General features: G+C 54.4%; 5 protein-coding genes and 1 pseudogene. 5 read left to right on the top strand and 1 reads right to left on the bottom strand.

Features of this window, described 5'->3' with window-relative positions; genetic code table 11:
- The 3 genes and pseudogenes from RSSM_RS34025 to RSSM_RS30145 all read left to right on the top strand — a co-directional run.
- Positions 1–368: pseudogene (locus RSSM_RS34025) on the top strand (sulfatase-like hydrolase/transferase); the annotation flags it as partial.
- Positions 369–441: 73 nt separating this feature from the next.
- Positions 442–1,317: a glycoside hydrolase family 16 protein gene (locus RSSM_RS30150; protein WP_044304058.1), complete on the top strand. Its 876-nt coding sequence runs from the start codon at positions 442–444 to the stop codon at positions 1,315–1,317.
- Positions 1,318–1,404: 87 nt separating this feature from the next.
- Positions 1,405–2,814: a sulfatase-like hydrolase/transferase gene (locus tag RSSM_RS30145; protein ID WP_044304057.1), complete on the top strand. Its 1,410-nt coding sequence runs from the start codon at positions 1,405–1,407 to the stop codon at positions 2,812–2,814.
- A 6-nt stretch (positions 2,815–2,820) separates the two neighbouring features.
- Here RSSM_RS30145 and RSSM_RS30140 read toward each other — a convergent pair whose 3' ends face one another.
- On the bottom strand, positions 2,821–4,005 hold the full coding sequence (locus RSSM_RS30140) for an AraC family transcriptional regulator (protein WP_044304056.1): 1,185 nt from the start codon (positions 4,003–4,005) through the stop codon (positions 2,821–2,823).
- Between the two features lie 225 nt (positions 4,006–4,230).
- Between RSSM_RS30140 and RSSM_RS30135 the strand changes: the two genes are divergently transcribed.
- Positions 4,231–6,060, top strand: coding sequence for a sodium:solute symporter family transporter (locus tag RSSM_RS30135; RefSeq protein WP_008688901.1), 1,830 nt, complete (start codon positions 4,231–4,233; stop codon positions 6,058–6,060).
- A 77-nt stretch (positions 6,061–6,137) separates the two neighbouring features.
- Complete coding sequence (locus tag RSSM_RS30130; protein ID WP_008688899.1) at positions 6,138–8,453, top strand: FAD-dependent oxidoreductase; 2,316 nt, start codon at positions 6,138–6,140, stop codon at positions 8,451–8,453.
- Positions 8,454–8,578 lie beyond the last annotated feature (125 nt).

The following is an 8,578-nucleotide window of genomic DNA, read 5'->3' as shown; positions in this document are numbered from 1 at the left end:
GTGGCGAAATTGCGGATCACATCCGTAGTGTCTGCGATGGGCGCTGGAAGTACATCCGCAATTACGTACCGAGTATCGGTTACACCGAAAGCAAGTACACCCGGACGCACCGACCAATGCGGAAGATCATGCTGAAAATGAAGGCAGACGGAAAGCTCTCGGCCGCGCAACTGCTTGTACTCGCGGATACCAAACCGACCGAGGAACTGTATGACCTTGAGCGTGATCCGCACGAGATACGCAACCTAGCGTCCGACGACGCTCACGAGCAAACGAAGCATCGTTTAGCTCAGCAGCTCGACCTATGGATTGAACTAACGGGAGATACCGGTCTTCTGGAAATGAAGGCTGGCGGCAAAACGCGATAGTGTCAGTGCGGACGGGATGAATTCACCACGTCGTCGCCCGAGAGCGAAACACTTACTTGGAAAAATGTTCTCTATGACTCCTTATTCGAATCAACGCTACTCTTTGGTCTTTTGGGCGTTCGCTGTCGCTGTGTGGCCTCTGCGGCCCATCGTGGCAGATGCGCCCGAAGGTTACCAATTGTCTTTCTCCGAAGAGTTTGACGGGGACCAGCTCGACCTAAACCGTTGGGCGTACCGGGCTGATGCCAAGCACCGTAGTATTCAACGCGCGGAAAATATTCATGTTGCCGACGGATCATTAAGGTTGCACTTGACACCGCTTGAAAAGCGGATCCAAGGTAAGGCGAACGCGGGGGCAGGCATCGTCACACTCGAGCGTTTTCACTACGGCTACTACGAAGTCCGAGCTCGCTTAGGCGATGGTATCGATCATGATCAGGATGGTCAGGTTGATGAGGGTTGGCATCACGCTTTCTGGGCCATGTTTGCCAAACCAATGGCCAACGCGGATCCGCCGGGCTCCATACTGACCACGTATCCTCCTGAGCGTCGTACCGAGATTGATTGCTATGAAAACGCAGATGGGAAAGGCGGCTACAACCGTTTCACCCAGCATGTCATCATTTGGAAACCGAACGGAAAGGAACACGGACGTCGTCCTAAGCCGCCAACAGATCACGTTGAGCCTCAGAGACGCGCGGGCAAATCATTCGATGCAACGAAGTGGAACACCTATGCCTTCGAGTGGACTGCGCAAGGCGTGCAATTCTTTGTGAATGGCGAACCGACGGTTTACGGTGAATATCCAGTCGAAGAGTTTGAACATGATCGACTCAACGTTTGGCTGACCGCAATTGCCGCCAATTGGTGCGACAAAGATCCCGAATTGAGTCGGGCCGAATATGATTATTTTCGATACTATGCGCCGTCAAGTGATGCGTCGAATTGACTGTCATTGGGGTAATTGAGTTTTCGAGCCTGCGGGACGGCCAGCATATCTGAGGTTAATGTAATGTTATTTGTTCGGCACAGTTTGATGTTTTTAATCTACGTGGGCATGTTCGGGGTTGCCTGCGCGAACCCGAGACCGAATTTGGTCATCATCCTCGCAGATGACATGGGCTACGGCGACATGAGTTGCTATGGATCTCAGCAGATCCGCACTCCGCATATTGATGACCTGGCTTCCGGAGGCGTGCGTTGTACCAACGGATATGTTTCGGGGGTTGTTTGTGCTCCGTCGCGCGCGGGGCTGATGACCGGTCGCTACCAGAATCGCTTCGGCTTTGAGCACAACATTGTGGGGGCGGCAGACTATTACAACGCCGATCACGTTGGATTGCCTACGGATGAGATCACAATCGCAGACCGACTCAAAGCCATCGGGTATCGGACAGCCTGCATCGGAAAGTGGCATCTCGGCAACCGTGACGCCATGCATCCCAATTCACGAGGTTTCGACTACTATTTTGGTCGACTCAAAGGGCATGGCTACTTTCCAAAGGTCAAAGACAAATCCATCTATCGCCAGCGTGCCCCCGTTGATCGCATTGATGTTCCCTACACAACGGATTGGTATACGGCAGAAGCGATCGACTTCATCGGAAGAACCCCGGGAAACAAACCGTTTTTCCTGTATCTGGCTCACGACACTCCTCACACTCCATTGCAAGCGAAAGAGGTAGATCTCGCGCGATACGCGCATATCGAACACAAGGCTAGACGAACGCTCTGTGCAATGCAGGATTGCCTCGATCAGAATGTTGGACGCCTTATCAAGCACCTTAAGGACACGGGCCAATTTGAGAATACGTTGATCGTCTTTTGCAGCGACAATGGCGGAGTCGTGAACAGTACGAATCATTCTATCAATGCTCCGCTGCGTGGCCAAAAATCGATGTTCACTGATGGCGGGATGCACGTTCCGTTTATCTTCTCGTGGCCATCCGGCGGAATTCCGCGAGGTGAGCTATATGAACAGCCGTTTATTTCACTCGACCTGCTTCCCACCTTCCTTGCCGCTGCAGGCGAACCTTGGAAATTGAAGGCTGGCAAAGAAAACGGAAAAATTTATGACGGAGTCAACCTGCTGCCGTTTCTTCGCGGAGAGCGGGGAGGGGAGCACCCTCACGAGACTCTTTTTTGGCGAATCACGCACCGCGGTGCCGCCGTGCGTCATGGTGATTGGAAGTTGGTGCGCACGCCTCATTTGCCGCCGCAGCTCTATGATTTGTCGAACGACATCAGCGAAGTGAATGACCTTGCCTGTACCCGTCCCGAAGTCACTCGCGAATTGATGCTCAAACTGGCTCAATGGGAGTCCAGCTTCAAGCATACACCGCGGTGGTTCAGCAGTAATGGGTGGATGAAGAGCATTCTTAATGTCTACGAAGCGGATTATCCTCTGGTGCAGCCAGATGCGACGCGAGCAGCGGCATCGCAATGAAGCCGGTTATCGTGCACGCGTCTTGGACCGGTAACGCAATGGAGTCAACTGCGTTTCTTTCTTAAAAACGCTGGTCATGTATTCCGGGGTACCAAAGCCGCTGGCGTCGGCTACTTTCGAAATTGATAAATCTGTCGTTGCTAAGAGTTGTTTGACGCGAGCAATGCGGAGTCGCCGAATCTCCGAAAGCGGAGAGCGTCCAAAGCTCTCGACAAATTTTCGCTCGAGTGCACGACGCGCCATGGGAACGGAACGGGCGACTTGCTCGACGGTCAATTCACCAAATGCATTTTCTCGAATGAATCGTACTGCGGCATACAGTTCCTCGTCTTCGATCGCCAAGATATCTGTTGAACCTCGAGTGACGACTTCAATTGGAGCGATCTGCATTGGCTTTCCGTTGTCGTACCCTCCGCTCATTAATTCCTCCAAGCGTTCAGCAGCGCGGAAGCCGATTTGCGGGCACGGATTCAGGATCGCTGACATCGGCGGGACGGTGGCCTGAGCGATGAGATCGTCGTTATCGCCAGCTAACACGGCGACTTGATCGGGCACGATGATCTGCTGACCACGACAGACGTCGAGCAGTTGGCAAGAGGCCGCCGTGCCCCAGCAAAAGATGGCGATCGGTTTCTCCAGTTCGGCTAGCCATTTTTCCAGCCTTTGCCGCTGCCGGCGCCACCGCTGGCTCGCCATGGATTCGTGCGCGTAGTTGAATTGTTTCAATGGTAGGTTGTCGTTAGCCGTTCGCCGCTCGAACTCGGCTGCGTGTTGCGTTACATAGGTGAGGTCCAAGGGGCCAACATATGCAAAACGCCGAAATCCACGGGTTCGAAAGTGCTCGGCGGCAAGTTCGGCGGTGGCACCGTAATCGGTCGAAACTCGCGGAAATTGAATTCCCTCCAATTCGATACCGGAAATGTTTACGACGGGAACGTTCCTGCAACGCAATTCGCTCGCAAGTTTGGTCGTCGAGATGCGTGCAATGATGCCATCGCCGTCCCAGTCACTCGGTAGATGCATGGGGTCGCTTCGGCCGCGTGGTTCGACCGACATGTGCCAGGGACCATGCTTTTGAGCGTAGTGAAGGATGCCGCTTATTGTTTGTCGCCCCCAATCGGTTGAGGTGTCTACCAACACAGTGACCTGAGGGATTCGGTTAGGGGCACGGCGCGGCTGCTGTTTGGCCATGGTCAGATCATCGAAGGAAACGATTGAGGCTCCCGCGATTCTAACACCTGCCACCGCATTTGCAACGAAAAGAAACGCAAATGCTCCTATCTGACGCGGGCGATTCTTTACACACTGACTTGTTCGAGAAAGGCCGATCGGTGTGAGGCTGCTGGCAAATTGAACAACCTCAGCACGAAAGCTCACTTCGATGGACGCTCCTCTTCGTACTATTTGAAATGATTTATGGCTAGCATCGACTACGCGGTCCTGTTGACTTATCTAGCCGGCGTCTTTGGTGTCGGCTGCCTGTTCGCAGCGAAAAACAAGAGCACGTCGGATATGTTCGCTGCCGGAGGGCAGTCTCCCTGGTGGGCGAGCGGATTGAGTGCGTTCATGACGATGTTCTCAGCCAATACATTCGTCGTTTGGGGTGGGATCGCCTATCGCCAAGGTTTGGTTGCCGTCTCGATCAACTTGATGTACGGCGTGGCAGCGCTGCTGGTTGGCTATTTCGTTGCTGGTCGTTGGAAACAGATTGGCGTGCAGACACCCGCAGAGTACGTGCAGCTTCGCTTTGGACACTCTGTTCTGCATTTCTACACTTGGTTCATGACGGTCTTTCGCATCGTTACGACTGCAGGCGCGCTCTATGCCTTAGGACGCGTCCTGGTCAGCTTAATGCCATTGGCCGAAGGCAACCCTTTGCGTGATCCGGCCACCGGGACGCTATCTCTGTTTTGGGGAATCGTGATCTTCAGTAGCATCGTGGTCATCTACACCATGATCGGTGGGCTGTGGGCGGTGCTGATGACCGACGTCCTGCAGTTCATCATCTTGAATCTCGCTGTTTTGTTTGTGATCCCTTTGGCGTTAGCGAAAGTCGGAGGTGTCGGGGCATTTTGGGATGCAGCACTGGCAACTCCGGCTCTGCAGGTCCATGCCGGTAAGGTCGTCGCCGGCGGAAACCTATTGAGTGTGATCTCCGGTGACTACACCTGGTTCTTCCTGGCCGGTTGGTGTGCGGTTCACTTCTTCATGATTGGTGCCGAGTGGGCATTCGTGCAGCGTTTCATTTGCGTGCCTGACGCGAACGCGGCGCGGAAGAGCACTTATCTATTCGGAGGTTTGTACCTATTGAGTCCGCTGCTGTGGCTGCTTCCGCCGCTAATTTGGCGGGTGCATACACCAATTCCGGCAGGTGCTAGTGAAGACATCGTGCTTCGTTTGAGCGAGACCGCCTATATCGACGCCTGCCAGTCAGTGTTGCCCGTCGGCATGGTTGGGCTGATGGTCGCGGCCATGTTCTCGGCCACCGCCAGCATGGTCAGTTCGCAGTTGAATGTGTTTTCCGGCGTGATCACGCACGACATCTATCGCCCACTGGCTCAAGCGGTTGAAGGTGATCCCTATCTAGTTTGGGTTGGCCGAGTAGTCACATCTTTGCTGGGAGCTCTGCTGATTGCGATTGCGTTGTTTTATGAATCACTGGGCGGCGCCGAGAAAGTGATCATCAATATCACCGAGATGGTTGTGGTGGCATTGTTCGCACCCACGCTTTGGTCCCTGTTTAGTCGCACCATGACCGCTCGCGGCGTCTGGATCACGGCCGGTGTTTCGCTGGCGATTGGGGTGGTCGTCCGCTTCGGGTTGCAGTCCGGAGGTTTGTTCACCTCGATCGCCGTATTGGAGCCACTGGCCCAGTGGGTACAGGCCAATTCCAACACAGCGAAGACATTTACCGGGGTTGTGATCCCTGTTTTTGTGCTCGCTGTGATGCAGTTCTTTTCAGGCGGCGTCGCGGCGGGGCATGATCGCGTCCTAGCCAAACAGCACAATTCCGAAGCCAGCATGCCGGTGGATTCGAGTCGTTTACCGGCAGTCGTTGTTGGGGGTGCCATCGCGGTTTGTGGACTGTTGATGTTCATGCTGATGTTGGTACCCGAAAACAGCCAGAGCCGAATGACGCTCGGGGGATTCGGCTCTGTTTTGGTTGCATTAGCGATTTTGATTTTGTGGGTCTCTTTCTCGAGCTATAACCGTGAGCAAGAAAAACGGCGTGAGGACTTATTGTGAAAATTTCTGAACCTAAAAACCAACGTGAGCCTTTAACTAGATCCATCTCGACCGATCTAGTTGTTGTTGGTGGCGGCATGGCAGGGACCTGTTGTGCAATCACTGCAGCACGCGCCGGCATCCAGGTCGTGTTGATTCAAGACCGCCCCGTTTTGGGTGGAAACGCGTCGAGCGAAGTCCGGTTATGGATTCTCGGTGCCACTTCCCATATGGGAAATAACAATCGTTGGGCTCGTGAAGGCGGCGTGATCGACGAAATCTTGGTCGAGAATCAGTACCGCAACCCCGAAGGCAACCCGCTGATTTTCGACACAATCTTGCTGGAAAAGGTGGTCGAAGAACCAAACATCACGTTGCTACTTAACACCGCTGTGTTTGAAGCCAGCAAGCACGATTCGGATTCTATTGAGGCGGTGCGCGCCTTCTGCAGTCAGAACAGTACCATGTACGACGTGCGGGCACCGCTGTTTTGCGACGCCTCCGGTGACGGCATCCTCGGATTTATGGCGGGGGCGGCATTTCGTATGGGGGCGGAATCGCGTGACGAGTTTGGTGAAGGCTTTGCTCCTGCCCAGGAGTACGGCGAACTGCTGGGGCACTCGATGTACTTCTACACCAAAGACGTTGGGAAGTCCGTTCGCTTCGTGCCGCCGAGTTACGCGTTAAAGGACATCACCAAGATTCCACGATGGCGAAGCTTCAACGCCAAAGAGCACGGTTGTCAGTTGTGGTGGATCGAGTATGGCGGACGGCTCGATACGGTTCATCAAACAGAACAGATCAAATGGGAGTTGTGGAAGGTCATCTATGGCGTTTGGGATCATATTAAAAACTCGGGCCAATTCCCAGAAGCGGAAAACCTGACGCTCGAATGGGTCGGCCAGATTCCGGGCAAACGAGAGAGCCGACGGTTTGAAGGCGATACGATGATGATCCAGCAAGATCTCATTGAGCAACGTCAGCACGATGACGCGGTGAGTTTCGGTGGTTGGGCCGTCGACTTACACCCGGCCGATGGCGTGTTCTCAGAGCTATCAGGATGCACACAGTGGCACAGCAAGGGCGTTTACCAAATTCCCTACCGTTCGATGTATAGCCGAAACATCAACAATTTATTCCTTGCCGGACGCATCATCAGTGCCAGTCACGTTGCGTTCGGATCGACGCGGGTGATGGCTACATGTGCGCATAACGCGCAGGCCGTTGGCATCGCCGCGGCGATCTGCAGCCAGGAAAGTCTGCTGCCGCGAGACATCGCCCAACCAAGCATGATCGGTCGGTTGCAGCGAGACTTGCTACGCACCGGCCAACACATTCCGCATGTGGGAATCCCCGATGAAGATGACTTGGCTGAAACGGCGGGGATCACGGCGAGTAGCGTGCTGCAATTGGATCGTCTCCCTCCTAGTGATCAGTTTGTTTTACTCGAACGATCGCGGGCGATGCTACTGCCCGTGAACGCTGGGAAGCTGCCGAAGATTCGTTTCTGGGTGCGATCTGACAAAGATGCGCAGCTGGAAATCCAACTTCGCGCTTGCAGTCGCCCTGACAGCTTCACTCCCGATGAGATTCTTGCGGAGCATGAGGTTTTCGTCGGAACGAAACATCGGGAACCACAGGCTCTTGTCGCTGGAGGGACGCGATTGAATCACTCGAGCAAACATATAGTGCCATCGGTTATAGCGAGTGCAGAGACCGGACCATACATGCAGGCCACATTTCGCCCCATCGATGTCGACCTTGACGAGGTCATCGAAGCCCCAAGGTATGTGATGGTCTGCTTGATGGAGAACGCGGAGGTCGAAGTCGCGCTGAGTGATGTTCGTTTGACGGGTGTTTTATCCCTGTGCCAACGTGGCCACGGTGCGGTGAGTCGTGGAGGTGCGATCCAGGAACCACCAGAAGGCATTGGCATTGAGAGCTTTGAGTTTTGGCTGCCTGAACGACGGCCCGGCGGGAAGAACATAGCGATGGAGTTTGACCCTCCACTGGAGAGCTTTGAGCCTCGGGCGGTGCTTCATGGGCCAGAGCGTCCGACGTCGTCCGCCAACGCTTGGATCGCCGATAGCGATGATGAGTCTCCATGGATTGAGCTTTCGTGGAGCGAACCAAAATCGATCAGTCGCGTGGTTGTTGCACTCGACAATGACTTCGATCACCCGATGGAGTCAGCCCTAATGGGGCACCCTGAAGCTCGCATGCCATTCTGCGCCTCGGTAATTCGCCTGCGTGATCGTGATGGGAACTTGCTCGCAGAGAATTCAGACAATCACCAAACACGCTGTGAATTCAAAATTCGCCAAGTAGAAACCGACAGACTGCGAATCGAGTTGGAGGGGGCATCCGAGAGTGTTCCGATTGGCGTCTTTCGCGTGCGTGTATTCCAGTCGTAACGCCTTCGCTTGGTTTTTCCGGTCGCCGCTGATCTTTGCCGTTGCCTCTTGCCGTTGATACTCGCCAAATGAGCCTCGCCCAATGAGCTCAGTCGAGTGCCGAACACGTACGGCGGGTGCCACTT

Source organism: Aporhodopirellula sallentina SM41 (assembly GCF_000346505.1).
GTDB lineage: Bacteria > Planctomycetota > Planctomycetia > Pirellulales > Pirellulaceae > Rhodopirellula > Rhodopirellula sallentina.
This window is presented reverse-complemented; position numbering and strand designations above follow the sequence as displayed.

Excerpts from the sequence above, each read along its gene's own strand:
- RSSM_RS30150 (WP_044304058.1), top strand. The coding sequence starts at position 442 with ATGACTCCTTATTCGAATCAACGCTACTCTTTGGTCTTTTGGGCGTTC.
- RSSM_RS30145 (WP_044304057.1), top strand. The coding sequence starts at position 1,405 with ATGTTTTTAATCTACGTGGGCATGTTCGGGGTTGCCTGCGCGAACCCG.
- RSSM_RS30140 (WP_044304056.1), bottom strand. The coding sequence starts at position 4,005 with ATGGCCAAACAGCAGCCGCGCCGTGCCCCTAACCGAATCCCTCAGGTC.
- RSSM_RS30135 (WP_008688901.1), top strand. The coding sequence starts at position 4,231 with ATGGCTAGCATCGACTACGCGGTCCTGTTGACTTATCTAGCCGGCGTC.
- RSSM_RS30130 (WP_008688899.1), top strand. The coding sequence starts at position 6,138 with ATGGCAGGGACCTGTTGTGCAATCACTGCAGCACGCGCCGGCATCCAG.